Annotated in this window: 15 protein-coding genes; 11 read left to right on the plus strand and 4 right to left on the minus strand. The window is 65.5% G+C overall.

Annotated features, from left to right (window positions below; translation table 11 throughout):
- Positions 1-177: 177 nt before the first annotated feature.
- Positions 178-897 carry a DUF1013 domain-containing protein gene (locus RBB34_RS08665; protein ID WP_306118806.1) on the minus strand — a complete coding sequence of 240 codons (720 nt, stop codon included), beginning with the start codon at positions 895-897 and terminating at the stop codon, positions 178-180.
- A 230-nt stretch (positions 898-1,127) separates the two neighbouring features.
- Here RBB34_RS08665 and RBB34_RS08670 point away from each other — a divergent pair, with 230 nt between their 5' ends.
- Positions 1,128-3,320, plus strand: coding sequence for an esterase-like activity of phytase family protein (locus tag RBB34_RS08670; RefSeq protein WP_306118807.1), 2,193 nt, complete (start codon positions 1,128-1,130; stop codon positions 3,318-3,320).
- Between the two features lie 76 nt (positions 3,321-3,396).
- Here the strand turns inward: RBB34_RS08670 and RBB34_RS08675 are convergent, their stop codons facing one another.
- On the minus strand, positions 3,397-4,386 hold the full coding sequence (locus RBB34_RS08675) for an NAD(P)H-quinone oxidoreductase (protein ID WP_306118808.1): 990 nt from the start codon (positions 4,384-4,386) through the stop codon (positions 3,397-3,399).
- A gap of 87 nt (positions 4,387-4,473) precedes the next feature.
- Between RBB34_RS08675 and RBB34_RS08680 the strand changes: the two genes are divergently transcribed.
- The 8 genes from RBB34_RS08680 (at position 4,474) to RBB34_RS08715 (ending at position 11,795) form a co-directional block, all read left to right on the plus strand.
- Positions 4,474-4,662 carry a DUF1192 domain-containing protein gene (locus RBB34_RS08680; protein WP_306118809.1) on the plus strand — a complete coding sequence of 63 codons (189 nt, stop codon included), beginning with the start codon at positions 4,474-4,476 and terminating at the stop codon, positions 4,660-4,662.
- Positions 4,663-5,003: 341 nt separating this feature from the next.
- A complete protein-coding gene (locus RBB34_RS08685; RefSeq protein ID WP_306118810.1) occupies positions 5,004-5,519 on the plus strand; it encodes a DUF1465 family protein in 516 nt (171 codons plus the stop codon).
- A gap of 130 nt (positions 5,520-5,649) precedes the next feature.
- A complete protein-coding gene (glmM, locus tag RBB34_RS08690) occupies positions 5,650-7,002 on the plus strand; it encodes a phosphoglucosamine mutase (RefSeq protein WP_306118811.1) in 1,353 nt (450 codons plus the stop codon).
- 143 nt (positions 7,003-7,145) lie between these two features.
- A complete protein-coding gene (locus RBB34_RS08695; RefSeq protein ID WP_306118812.1) occupies positions 7,146-8,018 on the plus strand; it encodes an outer membrane protein in 873 nt (290 codons plus the stop codon).
- A gap of 151 nt (positions 8,019-8,169) precedes the next feature.
- Positions 8,170-9,348 carry a phosphoserine transaminase gene (locus RBB34_RS08700; RefSeq protein WP_306118813.1) on the plus strand — a complete coding sequence of 393 codons (1,179 nt, stop codon included), beginning with the start codon at positions 8,170-8,172 and terminating at the stop codon, positions 9,346-9,348.
- Positions 9,349-9,544: 196 nt separating this feature from the next.
- A complete protein-coding gene (serA, locus tag RBB34_RS08705) occupies positions 9,545-11,140 on the plus strand; it encodes a phosphoglycerate dehydrogenase (RefSeq protein WP_306118814.1) in 1,596 nt (531 codons plus the stop codon).
- 79 nt (positions 11,141-11,219) lie between these two features.
- Entirely contained in the window at positions 11,220-11,510 is a 291-nt protein-coding gene (locus RBB34_RS08710; RefSeq protein ID WP_306118815.1) for a type II toxin-antitoxin system RelE/ParE family toxin, read from the plus strand.
- Positions 11,511-11,795 carry an addiction module antidote protein gene (locus RBB34_RS08715; RefSeq protein ID WP_306118816.1) on the plus strand — a complete coding sequence of 95 codons (285 nt, stop codon included), beginning with the start codon at positions 11,511-11,513 and terminating at the stop codon, positions 11,793-11,795.
- Positions 11,796-11,825: 30 nt separating this feature from the next.
- On the opposite strand, the gene RBB34_RS08720 is transcribed toward RBB34_RS08715, so the two are convergent.
- Complete coding sequence (locus RBB34_RS08720; RefSeq protein WP_306118817.1) at positions 11,826-12,755, minus strand: DMT family transporter; 930 nt, start codon at positions 12,753-12,755, stop codon at positions 11,826-11,828.
- A 171-nt stretch (positions 12,756-12,926) separates the two neighbouring features.
- Between RBB34_RS08720 and RBB34_RS08725 the strand changes: the two genes are divergently transcribed.
- The gene (locus tag RBB34_RS08725; RefSeq protein ID WP_306118818.1) at positions 12,927-14,225 is read left to right on the plus strand and encodes an adenylosuccinate synthase; all 1,299 of its coding nucleotides are present in this window, start codon (positions 12,927-12,929) and stop codon (positions 14,223-14,225) included.
- A 39-nt stretch (positions 14,226-14,264) separates the two neighbouring features.
- Entirely contained in the window at positions 14,265-15,650 is a 1,386-nt protein-coding gene (locus tag RBB34_RS08730) for a hypothetical protein (protein WP_306118819.1), read from the plus strand.
- Positions 15,651-15,761: 111 nt separating this feature from the next.
- Here the strand turns inward: RBB34_RS08730 and rpoH are convergent, their stop codons facing one another.
- The gene (gene rpoH, locus RBB34_RS08735) at positions 15,762-16,673 is read right to left on the minus strand and encodes an RNA polymerase sigma factor RpoH (RefSeq protein ID WP_306118820.1); all 912 of its coding nucleotides are present in this window, start codon (positions 16,671-16,673) and stop codon (positions 15,762-15,764) included.
- Positions 16,674-16,712: the final 39 nt, after the last annotated feature.

Genomic DNA, 16,712 nt, shown 5'->3' on the forward strand with positions numbered 1-16,712 from the left:
AGACCTTGGCACGGGCACAAACCTCTGCCGGTCGAGCCTGGCGCCTCAAATTGAGACGGGACCCCGCCGTCGGTGTCCTCCCTCCCACATTTATGGGGGAGGGATGAAGGGTGGGGGGGTCGGAAGCGCGGCGACTGCGATGGGAAAGGCTTCGGAGGCTGGGGGCGACGGCGACGCCTACTGACCCTTGTCGTCGTCTTCATCGTCCTTCTTCAGCGCGCTCAGCCTTGCGAAGACCGCGTCGGCGTCGATCTCCTCATCCTCGGCCCTGGGCGCGGGCTTGTGCGTGTCGCCACCCTCGAAGACCGGCATGTTCTCGGTCTGCGAGGCGGGCAGCAGCGTGTCGCCGGTTTCGGCTTCGGGCTCTGCCGGCCTGTTCTTGGCCGCCTTCTGCACCTCGAAGTCCAGATCGATCTGCGAACACAGCCCCAGCGCGACCGGGTCGACCGGCTGCAGATTGGCCGAGTTCCAGTGCGTGCGGTTGCGCACCTGCTCGATCGTGTTCTTGGTGGTGCCGACCAGGCGCGAGATCTGCGCGTCCTTGAGTTCGGGATGGTGGCGCACCAGCCACAATATGGCGTTGGGCCGGTCCTGGCGCTTCGAGACAGGCGTGTAGCGCGGCCCCTTGCGCTTGGCCTGCGGCACGCGCACCTTGGGCTCGGACATCTTGAGCTGGTGGCCGGGGTCGGCTTCGGCCCGCGCGATCTCCTCACGCGTGAGCTGGCCGGTGGTGATGGGATCGAGCCCCTTGATGCCCTGCGCCGCTTCGCCATCGGCGATCGCCTTGACCTCGAGCGGATGCAGCGCACAGAATTTCGCGATCTGGTCGAAGGTCAGCGCGGTGTTGTCCACCAGCCAGACCGCGGTGGCCTTGGGCATGAGAAGCTGGGTCGCCATGAGCAATTGCCTTTCCTGAAAACGCGTTTGCGCCCCGTCCGCGCCGGTGTCGCGGGCGTGGTCTGAGCCACAAATGTCCGGAAGTCGGTTCGGATATAGCCGCTGGGCCGTGACAGTGCAATGGCCCGCTTGGCACTGTGGAGGGTCATATTTGTTTCATGGTTCCGTCACGCAAGTGTCATGCGGCGAGGAAAGACAAAGGTCCCGTGCTTTCCTCGGAGGGACATCTCATGCACAATCCGTTTCGCTGCTCGGTGGCGGCCGTGGCGCTCGTCGCCGGCCTGTCCACCGCTGCCCATGCCGACAATCATGGCGGCATGGTCTTCAATCGCATCGCCTCGTTTCCGGTGAACCTCAACATTCCCGAACAGATGGGGCAGGGGGCGGAAAGCTCGTCGGAAATCATCGACGCGACCGATGACGGCATGATGCTCGTCTATTCGGACAGCCCGCTGGGCGGCATCGGCATGGTCGACATTTCCGACCCCGCCAATCCGCAGCCCGGCGGGTTTGTGGCGCTCGACGGCGAGCCGACCGCCGTCGTTGTTCAGGGCGGTCGCGCCATTGTCGGGCTGAATACCTCGGAGAGCTATACCGAACCGTCGGGCCAGGTCGTCTCGGTCAATCTTGCCAGCGGCGAGATCGAACAGAGCTGCGATCTGGGCGGCCAGCCCGATTCACTTGCCATCTCGCCCGACGGAACCATGGTCGCGATCGCCATCGAGAACGAGCGCGACGAAGACCTCGATGACGGCGTGATCCCGCAAATGCCGGCGGGCTTTGCCCTGACCTATCGGCTCGCCAGCGGTGCGATCGACTGCGACAGCCGCGTTCAGGCCGATCTGACCGGACTGGCCGAGGTGGCGGGCTCGGACCCCGAGCCCGAATTCGTCGACATCAACAGCGCCAACGAGGTGGTCGTCTCGCTGCAGGAGAACAACCACATCGTCATCTTCGAGGGGCGCACCGGCGAGATCGTCTCGCATTTCTCGGCCGGCTCGGTCGATCTTAACAACATCGACACCCGGGAAGAAGGCGCGCTGACCTTCGACAGCGCGGCCCGAAGCGTGGTGCGCGAGCCCGATGCCGTGAAATGGCTCGACAATGACCGTATCGTCACCGCGAATGAGGGCGACTATGAAGGCGGCTCGCGCGGCTTCACCATCTTCGGCAAGGACGGCACGGTGCTGTTCGAGAGCGGCACGGCCTTCGAATACGAAGTGGCGATGACCGGCCACTATCCCGAGGAGCGTTCGGGCAACAAGGGCGTCGAACCCGAAGGCATGGAAGTGGGTGTCTATGGCGGTGCCACCCACATCTTCCTCCTGTCCGAGCGCGGTTCGGTGATCGGCGTTTATGCCGACGATCCCGAAGGCGAGCCCGAACTCAAGCAGATCCTGCCTTCGGCGCTGGGTCCGGAAGGCGCTGTGGCGATCCCCGAGCGCAACCTGCTGGCGGTTGCCAACGAGGTCGATCTGATCGAGGACGGCGGCGTGCGCAGCCATGTCACCCTCTACCAGCTCGGCGAAGGGCCCGCCGAATATCCGATGATCGTCTCGCAGATGGACGAGGACGGCCGGCCGATCGGCTTCGGCGCGCTGTCCGGGCTCGCGGCCGATCCCGACGAGGCCGGCATTCTCTATGCGGTCAATGACTCGTTTTACGGCATGCAGCCGACCATCTTCACGATCGACGCCAATCAGACGCCGGCGCGGATCACGGCGGCGACGCGCGTGACCCGGAACGGGGCGAACGCGCAGCTACTCGATCTCGAAGGCATCGTCGCCGACGGCGAGGGCGGGTTCTGGCTTGCCTCGGAAGGGCGCACGGGCCGGATGATCCCGCACGGCCTTTACCATGTGAACGCCGATGGCGAGATCGAGGACCAGGTGGCCTTCCCGCCCCAATTGCTGGCGGTCGAGCGGCGCCACGCATCGGAGGGCGTGACCATGGTCGGCGACACGCTCTGGGTGGCGATCCAGCGCGAATGGGACGACGATCCGGAAGGCCAGGTCAAGCTTGTCGCCTACAACACCGAGACCGGGGAATGGGGCGCGGTGCGCTACCCCCTCGAGCCCAAGGGCGAAGGCTGGGTCGGCCTGTCGGAGATCGTCGCCCATGGCGATCATGTCTACATCGTCGAACGCGACAACCAGATTGGCGCCGCCGCGAAACTCAAGAAGATCTTCCGCGTGCCGCTGAGCGAGATGCAGCCGGCGCCGCTCGGGGGCGACCTGCCGGTCGTGACCAAGGAAGAGGTGCGCGACCTGATCCCCGACATGGCCGCCTTTGGCGGCTATGTGGTCGACAAGGTCGAGGGCCTGGCGGTCGATGCGGCAGGCAACTTCTTCGCCGTGACCGACAATGATGGCGTCGACGACTCCAATGGCGAAACGCAGTTCCTGCGGCTGGGCGAACTGTAAGCACCTGCTTACCTGGACCGCGTTGAGGCCGGGCCCCGCGCCCGGCCTTTTTCATGCCGGCTGGCACAATGGAACGCTATCCCACCTCCAGCACGATCTTGCCGATATGGGCGCCGTCCTCCATGCGGGCATGGGCGGCGCTGGCCTGGGCGAGCGGGAACACCCGGTCGATCACCGGTGCCACCGTGCGCGCGGTGAGAAGCGGCCAGACCTTTTCGTGCAGTTCGGCGGCAAGCTGGGCCTTGAACGACACCGGGCGGGCGCGCAGCGTCGAGCCGGTATGGGTCAGCCGTTTCAACATCAGCTTCGAGAAATCGACCTCGGCCTTTCGGCCATGCAGGAAAGCGATCTGCACGATGCGCCCGTCGGTGGCGGCGGCATCGTAGTTGCGGTCGACATAGTCGCCGCCGACCATGTCGAGGATCACGTCGACGCCATGGCCGCCGGTCGTCTGCTTGACGATGGCGACGAAGTCGTCGGTGCGGTAGTTGATCGCCGGCGCGGCGCCCAGATCGAGGCAGGCCTGGCATTTGTCGTCCGTGCCGGCGGTGACGATGACGCGGGCGCCAAAGGCGCGGGCGAGCTGGATGGCGGTGGTGCCGATGCCCGAGGCGCCGCCATGGACCAGCAGCGTCTGGCTGGCCTCGAGGCCCCCGCGCTGGAAAACGTTGTGCCAGACGGTGAAGAACGTCTCGGGGATCGCCGCCGCCTCGATGAAGGAGTAGCCCTCGGGCACGGGCAGGCAATTGTCTTCATGAGCGGTGCAAAAGCCGGCATAGCCACCGCCAGGAACCAGGGCGCAGACCCGGTCGCCGACCGCCCAGCGCGTCGCGCCCTCGCCAAGCGCGGCGACGGTGCCAGCGATTTCCAGGCCGGGCAGGTCGCTTGCGCCTTCCGGCGGCGGGTAGGCGCCCTGGCGCTGAAGCACGTCGGGCCGGTTGACGCCGGCGGCGCGCACCTCGACAAGCACCTCGCCGGGGCCGGGATCCGGGACGGGCCGCCGCGCCGGCTCCAGAACGTCGGGGCCGCCGGGCTCGCGGATGGTGATTGCGTTCATCAGGGTCATCGTCGATCATCCGTCGTTCGTCGAAACGGTGGCAGTGACCATGAATTGGCGGCGCCGCGCAATGGCAAAGCGAAGGGAGACACGCTGATGAGCGATGGGGGCGAGGACAGGGCCGGGCCGCCGGCCTTTGCGATCGGGCAGGATCTGTCGCTGCTGTCGGTGGAGGAACTCGACCGGCTGATCGCGGCGCTTCGGGCCGAGATTGCCCGGCTGGAGGCCGAAAAGGCGGCCAAATCGGACAGCCGGCAGGCAGCGGATGCGATTTTCCGGCGCTGAGAGCGGTTTTTTCGTTCTCGCGGGCTCGCGGTTAAGGCGATGTTAAGCTTTACGGGTGTTAACTCGAACCGTTCGAATTTTATTCGAACTCAACCAGAGTGACTTCGTTGCTTTGTTTGACGCCTCCCTGTTTAACTCCTGAGAGCCGTTTCGCACGGCTCTTTTTTTTGGCCTTTTCCTGCTTTCATGCGTTGGTCCCGGACCGGTCCAAGGGGCCGGGCGCATTAACCGTCCATTAAGGATGCGCTTGCCTCTGGTTGTGAAAACAGGGACAATTGGCTGGTGAGACGGCCGGCGCGTGCGACATAGCTCGCGCAGTCCAAGCAGGGAAGCAAGCGTGCATGCAAAGCGGGTCCAACACCATACGTTTCAGCGATCGCAAGGTCGCCTCGCCGGCCTTCGCCGAACTGTATGCGCAGGGCATGGCACTGGTCGAGGAGACGGCCGCCTATCTTGACGGCGAGGGGCGCAAGCAGGCCAAGGGCCTGAGCCGGGCCGCGGCCACGCTGTACGCGGCCGAATCCATGCGCCTGACCACGCGGTTGATGCAGATCGCGTCCTGGCTGCTGTTGCAGCGCGCCTTCGTCAATGGCGAGATGACGCGCGAGCAGGTCGCCTCCGAGAAGAGCAAGATTCGCCTCGATGCCACCACCGCACATGCGGATCTGACGATCTGGCAGGATCTGCCCGAGCACTTCAAGGACCTGGTGCAGCGGTCGCTGCGCCTTCAGACGCGGGTGCAGCGGATGGATGCCGATCTGTCGTCGAACCCGCTGGAGGCCGACGCCGTGGACGGGGGGGACAACCCGGTCAACGCGCAGATCAACCTGCTCAAGACCGCCTTCGGCGACCGCTGACCGCCTGCCGGCCGCCTGCGCGGCGACAACCGCCGGGCAAGAAACTCGTGCAATCCTCCAGCCGTGATGGCATAGCTTGAGGCGGGCACCGCTTTGCGGTCCGGGGGCAGATGCGGCAGGTGAGGGTTTCATGACACGACGCTATTTCGGCACGGATGGCATTCGCGGCACCGCCAACACGCTGCCCATGACACCGGAAATCGCCATGAAGGTCGGCATGGCGGCGGGCGTGGCCTTCCAGCGCGGCAAGCATCGCCACAGGGTCGTGATCGGCAAGGATACGCGGCTTTCGGGCTACATGATCGAAAACGCGCTTGTCGCCGGGTTCACCGCCGCCGGGATGGACGTTTTCCTGCTCGGGCCGGTTCCCACGCCCGGGGTCGCCATGCTCACGCGGTCGCTGCGTGCCGATATCGGCGTGATGATCTCGGCCTCGCACAACCCGTTCCAGGACAATGGAATCAAGCTGTTCGGACCCGACGGCTTCAAGCTGTCCGATGCCATCGAATCGCGGATCGAGCGGCATATGGGCGAGGATCTGACCGCGAAGATGGCGCGGCCGGGCGACATCGGTCGGGCCAAGCGCGTGGACGGCGATCTTTACCGCTACATCGAATTCGCCAAGCGCACATTCCCGCGCCAGATGAGCCTTTCCGGGCTGCGCGTGGTCGTCGATTGTGCCAACGGGGCTGCCTACAAGGCCGCCCCCGCCGCGTTGTGGGAACTTGGCGCCGATGTCGTTGCGATCAACGACAAGCCGAACGGGCTGAACATCAATCTCGATTGCGGGTCGACCAATCCCAACACGCTGCGCGCCAAGGTCAACGAGGTGCGCGCCGATCTGGGCATTGCGCTGGACGGCGATGCCGACAGGGTGCTGGTGGTCGACGAGAAGGGCACGATCATCGACGGCGACCAGCTCATGGCGATGATCGCCGAGGACTGGCAGCGCGCCGAATTGCTGCGCGGCGAGGGGATCGTCGCGACGGTGATGTCCAATCTGGGGCTCGAGCGCTTCCTGGCCGCGCAGGGTCTGGCGCTGGCCCGCACCAAGGTCGGCGACCGCTATGTCGTCGAACACATGCGCGCGCACGGCTACAATGTCGGCGGCGAGCAGTCCGGCCACATCATCCTGAGCGACTATGCGACCACCGGCGACGGGCTGATCAGCGCGCTGCAGGTCATGGCCTGCATCGTGCAGAGCGGCATGACGGCGAGCGAAGCGTGCGCCAAGTTCGAACCGGTTCCGCAAGTGCTCAAGAATGTGCGCTTTGCGGGCGGCAAGCCGCTGGAGGACGAACGGGTCAAGAAGGCGGTCGATGCGGCGCGCGAACGGCTGGGCAATGCTGGGCGCGTGCTGATTCGTCCCTCGGGGACCGAGCCCCTGATCCGCGTGATGGCCGAGGGCGACGATCCGATCGTCGTCGAAAGCGTGGTCGACGACATCATCGGGATCATCGGCGAACTGCGACCGGCGGCCTGAGACGCGCCGCGCAGGCTGCCCGACGGTTGCAATTCGTGGTAAACCGGCACGGTTAAGCCCACTTTAACCTTTGTGGTTAATGCTCCAACCAAGCGAGCTGAAACCCGCAGTTGAACGCGTGCGGGCCGTTTGGGGAAGAGAGCATGAAGAATGCAGCAGTGAAACTTGCGGCGCCCGCTGCCATCATCGCGGCCATGGGCGTTACGGCGCAGGCGGCGGACGTGGCCGAGCCCGTCATCTACGAAAAGCCGGTCTACCACGTTCCCGAAGTCGTGCCTGAAAAGGTATCGGGGTGGTACATTCGCGGCGATATCGGCTATGCGTGGAACGATTTCCGCGGGGCCGACTATGTCACCTACGGGCATGCGGGCGGCTCGAACCACCTGTTCGGCGATCTGAAGGGTTCGTTCAGCATCGGCGGCGGCATCGGCTACCAGATCAACCACAATTTCCGCACCGACGTGACGCTGGACTACACGTTCAAGACCGATTTCGACGGCTATACGATCGGCACGTGTACGCCGCTCGGCGGCGGGGCGCCCGAAGAGTGCATGTCGACCGACGAGAGCGCGTTCGATGCCTGGACGGTGCTCGCCAATGCCTATGTCGATCTGGGCACCTATTCGGGCGTGACCCCGTATGTGGGCGCGGGCATCGGCGGCGCCTATGTGCGCTGGCACGATCTGGAGAACACGATCGGGCCCGGCTACGATCAGTCCGGAACCGTCACCCATGAGGGAAGCGCGAGCTGGCGTTTTGCCTATGCGCTGATGGCGGGCGTGTCGATCGAGGCGACCAAGAAGCTGGCGATCGATCTGGGCTATCGCTATCGCCATATCCACCAGGGCGAAATGTTCAAATATGCCGATCATGCCGGTCCGGGCTGGGACAACGGCATTCGCAGCCACGAGGTCCGTGCCGGCCTGCGCTACAAGCTCGGTGGCGGCGACCATTACGAACCGCCCTACGAGCCGCCCTACAAGCCCCCCTATCACCCGCCGAAGATCTACAAATAGGCGGCAAGGTTCGACAAAAGGCCCGGTGCGATGCGCCGGGCCTTTTGGCGCTGTCATGGAACTATGGCTTGACCGCCACTTCGCACGGGACTAGTTGCGTCGGCGGGACACCTCTCCCCAACGAGAGGCAGCTATCTGAAAGGGTAGAAACATGACAGCTGACCCCGCCAAGCCGGACGTGCGTCCGGCCAATATCCGTTTTTCCTCAGGTCCTTGCGCGAAGCGCCCCGGCTGGTCGGCCGGCGCCCTCGACACCGGTGCACTGGGACGCTCGCACCGGTCCAAGATCGGCAAGGGCAAGCTCAAGCAGGCCATCGACCTGACGCGGCAAGTCCTTGGCGTGCCCGAAGATTACCGAATCGGCATCGTGCCGGCCTCCGATACCGGCGCGGTCGAGATGGCCATGTGGTCCATGCTCGGCGCGCGCGGGGTCGACCTGCTCGCCTGGGAGAGCTTCGGCGCGGGATGGGTGACCGATGCGCTCAAGCAGCTCAAGCTCGACGACGCCCGGGTGTTCCAGGCGCCCTATGGCGAACTTCCCGACCTTGCGCAGGTCGACTTCGATCGCGACGTGGTCTTCACCTGGAACGGCACCACTTCGGGCGTACGCGTGCCGGACGCCGGTTTCATCCCCGCCGACCGCCAGGGCCTGACGATCTGCGATGCCACGTCGGCGGCGTTCGCCCAGCGGCTTGATTTCTCCAAGCTCGATGTGACGACGTTCTCCTGGCAGAAGGTGCTGGGCGGCGAGGGCGGCCATGGCGTCCTCATCCTGTCGCCGCGCGCGGTCGAACGGCTCGAAAGCTACACCCCGCCGCGTCCGTTGCCGAAGATCTTCCGGCTGACCAAGGGCGGCAAGCTGATCGAGGGCATCTTCGAGGGTGCGACGATCAACACGCCCTCCATGCTGTGCGTGGAAGACTATCTGGACGCGCTTGGCTGGGCGCGGTCGATCGGCGGGCTCGAGGTGCTGATCGCACGGGCGGACGCCAACCTGGCGGTCATCGAGGACTTCGTCGAAGGCAATGACTGGCTCGAGAACCTCGCCGCCGATCCGGCAACCCGGTCGAACACTTCGGTGTGCCTGAAGATCGTCGATCCGGACGTGACCGCACTCGACGGCGAAGGTCAGGCGGCCTTCGCCAAGGGCATGGTCTCGCTGCTCGAGGCGGAAGGGGCGGCGCTGGACATCGGTGCCTATCGCGACGCGCCTCCGGGCCTGCGCATCTGGGCCGGCGGCACCGTCGAAAAATCCGACCTCGAAGCGCTGATGCCCTGGCTCGCCTGGGCGTTCGCGGCGCAGAAGTCGTCGCTGAAAAAGGCGGCCTAATCTCTGACTTCTCTGCCCCTTACCCTCACCCTCTCCCCGCACGCGGGGAGAGGGAGACCTCGGCATCGCACCAAAGGCGCCACGAAAACCGCGAAGGCGGACGAGCGGGCGGTGCGGTTCGCGACCCCTCTCCCCGCGTGCGGGGAGAGGGTGAGGGGCGGATGCTGAACCCGTTTCCAGATTGAGGACAACACCCGTGACCAAACCCCGTGTACTCGTCTCCGACAAGCTGTCTCCCACCGCCGTGACGATCTTCAAGGATCGCGGCATCGACGTCGACTTCCAGCCGGACCTGGGCAAGGACAAGGACCGGCTGCTGCAGGTGATCGGCGATTATGACGGCCTTGCCATCCGCTCGGCCACCAAGGTCACCGAAAAGATCATCGATGCGGCCGACCGGCTGAAGGTCGTCGGCCGCGCCGGCATCGGCGTCGACAATGTCGACATCCCCGCCGCTTCGCGCCGCGGCATCATCGTCATGAACACGCCGTTCGGCAATTCGATCACCACGGCCGAGCACGCCATCTCGCTGATGCTGGCGCTGGCGCGGCAGATACCGGCCGCCGACATCTCCACGCGTTCGGGCAAGTGGGAGAAGTCCAAGTTCATGGGCGTGGAAATCACCGGCAAGACGCTGGGCGTGATCGGCTGCGGAAACATCGGCTCGGTCGTCGCGAACCGCGCGGTCGGCCTGAAGATGCGTGTCGTGGCCTTCGACCCGTTCCTGTCGCAGGACCGGGCGAACGAGCTGGGTGTGGAAAAGGTCGAACTGGACGAGCTGTTCTCGCGCGCCGACTTCATCACGCTGCACACGCCGCTGACCGACAAGACCCGCAACATCGTCAATGCCGAAGCGATCGCGAAAATGAAGGACGGCGTGCGCATCATCAACTGCGCGCGCGGCGGGCTCGTGGTCGAGGCCGACCTGGCCGAGGCGCTCAGATCGGGCAAGGTGGCCGGCGCCGGCATCGACGTCTTCGAGGTCGAGCCGGCGACCGAGAACGCGCTGTTCGACCTGCCCAATGTCGTGTGCACGCCGCATCTGGGCGCCTCGACCACCGAGGCGCAGGAAAATGTGGCGCTGCACGTCGCCGAGCAGATGAGCGACTATCTGATCAACGGCGCGGTGACCAACGCGATCAACATGCCCTCGATCACCGCCGAAGAGGCACCGGTGCTCAAGCCATTCGTCAAGCTCGCCGAGGTGCTGGGCAGCTTTGTCGGACAGGTCACCGAATCGGCGATCCTCGAGGTCGAGATCGTCTATGACGGCATGGTGGCCGATCTGAACACCAAGGCGCTGACGAGCGCGGCGCTGGCCGGCCTCATCCGGCCGCAGGTCAATGACGTGAACATGGTCTCGGCGCCGATCATGGTGAAGGAGCGCGGCGTGATCGTCTCGGAGATCAAGCGCGACAAGTCGCGCGTCTATGACGGGTTCATCGAAATGCGCGTGCGCACGGCCAACCAGACCCGCTCGGTGGCGGGCACCATCTTCGCCGACGGCAAGCCGCGCTTCATCCAGATCAAGGGCATCCATCTAGACGCGGAGATCGGCCGCAACATGGTCTATACGACAAACAACGACGTGCCGGGCATCATCGGCATTCTGGGCACGACCTTCGGCGAGAACGGCGTGAACATCGCCAACTTCCAGCTCGGCCGCAATCGGCCCGGCGGCGACGCGATCGCGCTGTTGTATGTCGACGAACCGGTTCGGCAGCACGTGCTCGACCAGGTGCGCCAGTATCCGGAAATCCTGTCGGCCAAGCCGCTGGTCTTCGATGTGTGATCCGTGTTCGACCGGCGAACCTTGCCTTCACAGGGACTGATCGATTGCCGGGGCATTGCGCGCGCTGTATGATGGCGCCATGATCGAAGTGCGCAAGACGGCGGTCTTCGAAAAATGGTACGCCGGCTTGCGCGATGTTCAAGCGAGGGTCCGGATCGATGCCCGGATCGATCGCATCGGCCTTGGCAACTTCGGAGATGCCAAGTCGGTGGGATCGGGGGTGATGGAGTTGCGGCTCACGTTCGGACCCGGCTATCGGCTCTACTTCACGCGCCGACACGGCAAGGCCGTCGTGCTCTTGTGTGGCGGTGACAAGGGATCCCAGCGCAGTGACATCGAGATGGCGAAGCGGCTAGCAAAGGAGCTCTGAATGGTCCTGGAAACCACCCGGTGGGATACGGCAGAAAATCTCCGGTCGCCTGAATATGTTGCGGCCTATCTCGAAGTGGTGTTCGAAGAGGGCGATCCGGCACATATTGCGCTGGCGCTCGACAACGTGGCTCGCTCCGAGGGGCTCGCCGAGATCGCCCGCAAGGCCGGGGTGTCCCGCGAGGAGCTTGCCGCGGCGCTGACCGACGATGGCGACCCCAGATTGAGCACGTTCATCGGCGTGATGAAGGCGCTCGGTCTGCGAATCGTCGCTGAGGCCGCCTGAATAGCCGGCCCGTCCGGGGCCGGGCGATCGCTACTTGCCCGGTGGCCGGGCGGCGGAGGCCCTGCGCTCGGCCAGCCAGATGCCGCCGATCACCAGAACCATGGCAAGGGCATGGTGCAGCCCGAACACCTCGCCCAGGATGGCGATCGCCAGCAGCGTGCCGAGCACGGGCACCAGGTTGACGAACAGCCCGGCCCGGTTCGAGCCGATCATGTCGACGCCGCCAATGTAGAAGACCTGGGCGATGATCGCGGGAAAGATCGCCGCATAAAGGATGACCAGCCAGCCCTGCGCGGTGGGCGCGATGCCCTGCGGCGAGCGCAACTCGATGAAGGCGAAGGGGAAGGAGACGACCATCGCCGAAAAGGCCATGACGACCATCATCGTCTTCCAGTGCAGTTCGGGCTTGTAGCGCAGGCCGACCGAATAGCCCGCATAGACCAGGCAGGCGAGCAGCATGAACGCGTCGCCCCGGTTGATCTCGAGGGCGAGCAGGCGCGCCAGGCTGCCATTGGAGGCAACCATGGCCACGCCGACGAGCGACATGACGAAGCCGACCATCTGGCCGGGCGTCACCCGCATCCTGAAGATCAGGAAGTTCAGGATGAAGATGAACATCGGGATGGCCGCCTGCTCGATGGCGATGTTGATCGCCGATGTATGGTTGGCGGCGACGTAGAACAGCACGTTGAACGTCGCAAATCCGGTCGCGCCGTAGGCGAACAGCGGCGGCAGGCGCGGCAGGGCGGCATGGCGTTCGCGCCAGAACTGGCGGCCGCCAATGGCCAGCATGATCGAAAAGGCGATCACCCAGCGCAGAGCCGTCAGCGTCATCGGCGAGACCTCGCCCACGGCCAGCTTGCCGGCCACCGCATTGCCTCCCCAGAACAGGGAGGTGAAGAAGAGCAGGACATAGGCGAACTGGGACCCGGCGGGCGCGGGCTTGCGGGCGGCTGACATGGCGTCTCCGGCTGATCGGCGGCTGGCGCCCACGCCATGACCCGTGGCCCCCCGGTATTTCCAGGGAAAAAACCGGCCGCTGACATGGTTGCCGCTTGCGGCTATCGCACTTTCGCCGCAGCAGGGCTATAGACGCCGCGAAAAAGGGCTGAAGGCTGGGGAGTATCGTGCATGGCCAACGTCGTGGTCGTCGGCTCGCAATGGGGCGACGAGGGCAAGGGCAAGATCGTCGACTGGCTGTCGGAGCGCGCCGATGTCGTGGTGCGGTTCCAGGGCGGGCACAATGCCGGCCATACGCTGGTGGTCGATGGCAAGACCTACAAGCTCTCGCTGCTGCCTTCGGGCGTTGTCCGGGGCGGCAAGATGAGCGTGATCGGCAATGGCGTGGTGTTCGACCCGCACGCCTTCGTCGACGAACTGGACCGGCTGCGCGGTCAGGGCGTGGCGATCACGCCGGACAATCTGCGCATTGCCGAGAACACCGCGCTGATCCTTTCGGTGCATCGCGAACTGGACGGGCTGCGCGAGGACGCCGCCTCCAATTCGGGCACAAGGATCGGCACGACGCGGCGCGGCATCGGGCCGGCCTATGAGGACAAGGTCGGCCGCCGCGCCATCCGCGTGATGGACCTCAAGAACCTCGACAGCCTCGGCGCCAAGGTGGACCGCCTGCTGACACACCACAACGCGCTCCGGCGCGGGCTGGGCCAGCCCGAGATCGGCCATGGCGACATAATGGAGGAACTGTCGAGCGTGGCCGAGGCGATCCTGCCCTATGTCGACAAGGTCTGGAAGGTGCTCGACGAGAAGCGCCGCGCCGGGGCCCGCATCCTGTTCGAGGGTGCCCAGGGCACGTTTCTGGACATCGATCACGGCACCTATCCGTTCGTGACCTCGTCGAACACCGTCGCCGGGCAGGCGGCGACCGGGGCGGGGCTCGGACCCGGCGCGATCGGCTATGTGCTGGGCATCACCAAGGCCTATACGACGCGCGTCGGCGAGGGGCCGTTCCCGACCGAGCAGGACAATGCGGTCGGTCGGCATCTGGGCGAGCGCGGGCACGAGTTCGGCGTCGTCACGGGCCGCAAGCGCCGCTGCGGGTGGTTCGACGCGGTGATGGTGCGCCAGGCGGTGGCGGTCAACGGCATCACCGGCATCGCGCTGACCAAGCTCGACGTGCTCGACGGCATGGAGCAGATCCGGGTCTGCGTGGGCTATGAACTCGATGGCGAGCGGATCGATTACCTGCCCGGCAGCCAGGGCGCGCAGGCGCGCCTCGAGCCGGTCTACGAGACGCTCGAGGGCTGGCAGGGCACCACCGCCGGCGCGCGCTCGTGGAACGATCTTCCCGCCCAGGCGGTCAAATATGTCCGCCATATCGAAGAACTGATCGGCGCACCGGTGGCGCTGTTGTCGACATCGCCGGAGCGCGACGACACCATACTTGTGACCGACCCGTTTCAAGTCTAGGTTCGTTGACTGCAACGGCTCGCATAGCGGATTGAATTCATGGCAGATTTTGCTGCGATTCTGGAAAAGGCCCTCGACAAGATGGGCGAGACGACGCCGGAAACGCGCGCCAAGGTCTACGAGAAGGCGCGGCAGACCGTGCGACGCCAGATCGACGCCATGGCCGAACGGCCGCCCCAGGCGGCGATCGACCGTCAGTTCGCCAAGCTCGAGGACGCCATCGCCGAGACCGAGGCCCGCTATGCCGAGGCCGAGCCGGCGACACAGGGCGCCGGTGCGGACGATAGCAGCGATGCCGACGAGGCCGCCGACGCGCTGTTCGGCCACGGGCGCAACGAGCCGGGCGCGCCCGGTCTTTACGCCGAACCCGCGATCGGCGCGGCCGGCGTTCCCGATCCGCCGCGCGTCGATGTGGCCGGCGAGATGCCCGTTGCCGCCAATGACGCCGACGAAACGGAAAAGAGCGGCGGCGGGCTGGGATGGCTGCTGCCGACGCTTGGCGCGCTGGCGCTGATCGCGGCCATCGCGGTGGGCTATTTCATCTTCGTGGTCCAGGGCGGGGACGGCATCGAGACCGCGACCGGCTCGCAGCCGGCAACCGAAACGGCGGCCGACGGTGCCGGGCCCGCGCGCACGGTCGAACCGGTCGAGCCGACCGAACCGGTGACCGAGACGGTGGACGCCGGCCGCAATGGCGAGACGGTCGAGAAGTTCACCCAGCGGCTCACCGAGGACGGCCGGGAGATCGACGAAGGTCCGGCGGAAGGCTCGACCAGCGTCGGCGAGGGAAGTTCGGTGGCCGGGCAGACGGCGCTGCTGGACAACGACGCCCAGTCTCAGGGTCAGACCGGAGAGGCAGACATTCCGGTGGGCCAGCGCACGATCTTCTATGAGGAGCGCACCAGCACCGAGGCCGGTACGGCCATGCAGGGCGCGACGATCTGGTCGGTGAGCCAGGAGTCGCCCGGCGGCGATCTGCCGCTCGAGCCGGCGATCAAGGCGGAATCGACGATCCCGGACCTTGGCCTCAATCTGGAGCTGACCATTCGGCGCAACGGCGACGGAACCTTCCCGGCAAGCCACATCATCGAGTTGTTCTTCACCGTGCCGGAGACGTTTGACGGGCGCGGCATTGCCGACGTTCAGCGGATCACCTTCAAGGACACCGAGCAGGATCCCGGCAGCGCGCTGATCGCCGTGCCGGCGCCGCTCGACACCAACATCTTCCTGATCGCGCTCACCGACGCGCAGACCGCCGTCGACACCAATGTCGCGCTGATGCGCAGCCAGGGCTGGATCGACATCCCGATGCAGTACGTCACCGGCCGGCGGGCGCTGATAACGCTGGAAAAGGGCATTGCCGGCGAACGCGTCTTCACCGAGGTGTTCAACGCCTGGCAGGAAAACCCGCTGCCGGACGGATAGCGGCGCTTCGGACCCGAATGCGGCCAGGCAAGAGCCCCGACGTCATGACGCCGGGGCCGTGCCTGATGGAATCGGCATGTGCCGAAAGTGACGGCCGGCGCAGGCCGCCGGTCAGCCGGCGTGCTCGAGCTGTCGCGGGCCGGCTTCGAGTTCGGCCGCGGCGGCGACCATGGCCGCCTGGACCTTTTCGAAAGCACGAACCTCGATCTGGCGAACGCGCTCGCGCGAGATGTCGAACTCGCCCGACAGCTCCTCGAGCGTCAACGGTTCTTCGGCCAGACGGCGTGCCTGGAAGATGCGCTTTTCGCGGTCATTGAGCACGTCCATGGCCTGGCGCAGCATGGCGCGCCGGTGATCGAGTTCGTCTTCCTCGATCAGCATGTCCTCGGCGCTTTCGCCTTCATCGACAAGCCAATCCTGCCACTGGCCGCTTTCGCCCTCGGCCGCGCGCACCGGCGCGTTCAGCGAGGCATCGCCCGAAAGACGCTGGTTCATCGAACGGACATCGTCCTCGGACACCTGCAGGTCGGTGGCGATCTTCTGGACCTGGTCGTCATTGAGATCGCTGTCGCCGAGCGCCTGAATGCGGCTCTTGGCCTTGCGCAGATTGAAGAACAGCCGCTTCTGATTGGCGGTCGTGCCCATCTTGACGAGGCTCCACGAGCGCAGGACGTATTCCTGGATCGAGGCCTTGATCCACCACATCGCATAGGTGGCAAGGCGAAATCCGCGCTCGGGATCGAACTTCTTGACGGCCTGCATCAGGCCGACATTGCCTTCGGAGATGACCTCGCCCATGGGCAGGCCGTAACCGCGATAGCCCATGGCGATCTTGGCCACCAGGCGCAGATGCGAGGTGACGAGCTGATGCGCCGCATCGGTGTCGCCATGCTCCTGATAGCGCTTGGCCAGCATGTATTCCTGGTCAGGCTGAAGCATGGGAAAGCGCCGGATCTCTTCCATGTAGCGGGCGAGGCCGCCACTGCCTCCGGCAAGGCTCGGCAAAGTGTTTTCCTGGGCCATGATATGCACCCCTTCTCCCTTGTTTGCTCCCACGACATT

Origin of the sequence: Roseitalea sp. MMSF_3546 (assembly GCF_030732865.1) — a bacterium.
Lineage (GTDB): Bacteria > Pseudomonadota > Alphaproteobacteria > Rhizobiales > Rhizobiaceae > Roseitalea.

What these genes read in the sequence shown, in the direction of transcription:
- RBB34_RS08680 (WP_306118809.1), top strand. Translation starts at nt 4,474, where the DNA reads ATGAGCGATGGGGGCGAGGACAGGGCCGGGCCGCCGGCCTTTGCGATC.
- RBB34_RS08720 (WP_306118817.1), bottom strand. Translation starts at nt 12,755, where the DNA reads ATGTCAGCCGCCCGCAAGCCCGCGCCCGCCGGGTCCCAGTTCGCCTAT.
- RBB34_RS08665 (WP_306118806.1), bottom strand. Translation starts at nt 897, where the DNA reads ATGGCGACCCAGCTTCTCATGCCCAAGGCCACCGCGGTCTGGCTGGTG.
- RBB34_RS08675 (WP_306118808.1), bottom strand. Translation starts at nt 4,386, where the DNA reads ATGACCCTGATGAACGCAATCACCATCCGCGAGCCCGGCGGCCCCGAC.
- glmM (WP_306118811.1), top strand. Translation starts at nt 5,650, where the DNA reads ATGACACGACGCTATTTCGGCACGGATGGCATTCGCGGCACCGCCAAC.
- RBB34_RS08730 (WP_306118819.1), top strand. Translation starts at nt 14,265, where the DNA reads ATGGCAGATTTTGCTGCGATTCTGGAAAAGGCCCTCGACAAGATGGGC.
- rpoH (WP_306118820.1), bottom strand. Translation starts at nt 16,673, where the DNA reads ATGGCCCAGGAAAACACTTTGCCGAGCCTTGCCGGAGGCAGTGGCGGC.
- RBB34_RS08715 (WP_306118816.1), top strand. Translation starts at nt 11,511, where the DNA reads ATGGTCCTGGAAACCACCCGGTGGGATACGGCAGAAAATCTCCGGTCG.
- RBB34_RS08700 (WP_306118813.1), top strand. Translation starts at nt 8,170, where the DNA reads ATGACAGCTGACCCCGCCAAGCCGGACGTGCGTCCGGCCAATATCCGT.
- RBB34_RS08725 (WP_306118818.1), top strand. Translation starts at nt 12,927, where the DNA reads ATGGCCAACGTCGTGGTCGTCGGCTCGCAATGGGGCGACGAGGGCAAG.
- RBB34_RS08670 (WP_306118807.1), top strand. Translation starts at nt 1,128, where the DNA reads ATGCACAATCCGTTTCGCTGCTCGGTGGCGGCCGTGGCGCTCGTCGCC.
- RBB34_RS08685 (WP_306118810.1), top strand. Translation starts at nt 5,004, where the DNA reads ATGCAAAGCGGGTCCAACACCATACGTTTCAGCGATCGCAAGGTCGCC.
- RBB34_RS08695 (WP_306118812.1), top strand. Translation starts at nt 7,146, where the DNA reads ATGAAGAATGCAGCAGTGAAACTTGCGGCGCCCGCTGCCATCATCGCG.
- RBB34_RS08710 (WP_306118815.1), top strand. Translation starts at nt 11,220, where the DNA reads ATGATCGAAGTGCGCAAGACGGCGGTCTTCGAAAAATGGTACGCCGGC.